1 protein-coding gene is annotated in these 509 nt (G+C 65.0%); it reads left to right on the forward strand.

Annotated features, from left to right (window positions below):
* Window positions 1–288 (forward strand): IS1380 family transposase (locus tag CG51_RS18880; protein ID WP_035747707.1); only part of this gene is annotated, 288 nt, incomplete at its 5' end.
* Window positions 289–509 lie beyond the last annotated feature (221 nt).

Below are 509 nucleotides of genomic sequence, written 5' to 3' on the forward strand. Positions count from 1 at the left end.
TGGACGCGGCTGTCATGCCGGAAGTTCCGGCACAACGAGGTGCGGCTGCAACTGCACGCGCTGGCCTACAACCTGGCAACCTTCCTGCGCTGCATCGAACTGCCCGAGGCCATGGCGGACTGGTCGTTGACCAGCCTGCAACTCAAGCTGATCAAGATCGGCGCCCGCGTCGTCCGCCACGCCCGCGCCATTACCTTCCAGTTGGCCGAGGTCGCCGTCACCGGCCCGATGGTGCGGGCCGTCCTTGCCGCCATCCGCCGTCTTCGAACGCCTCCGTCATGCGCATGACCACGATCCATGCCCAAGCTGAACGAAAGCGGCAGGACAGGTCCGTCTGCCGCGCGGAAAAGCGGCTCTGCCGGGCCAGAATGCTGCGGGTTCGAGGCTTGATCCACCCGACTTCGGCCGTTTGCGCGACGACAGACACCGCTCGGGGCGAAAAACGCTTGCCCAGCGAGCAAAATCAGGCGATCTTGAAGTCAAGCGGCAGGCCACTTGGGGAATGTCGG

This window comes from Haematobacter missouriensis (assembly GCF_000740775.1).
Taxonomy (GTDB): domain Bacteria; phylum Pseudomonadota; class Alphaproteobacteria; order Rhodobacterales; family Rhodobacteraceae; genus Haematobacter; species Haematobacter missouriensis.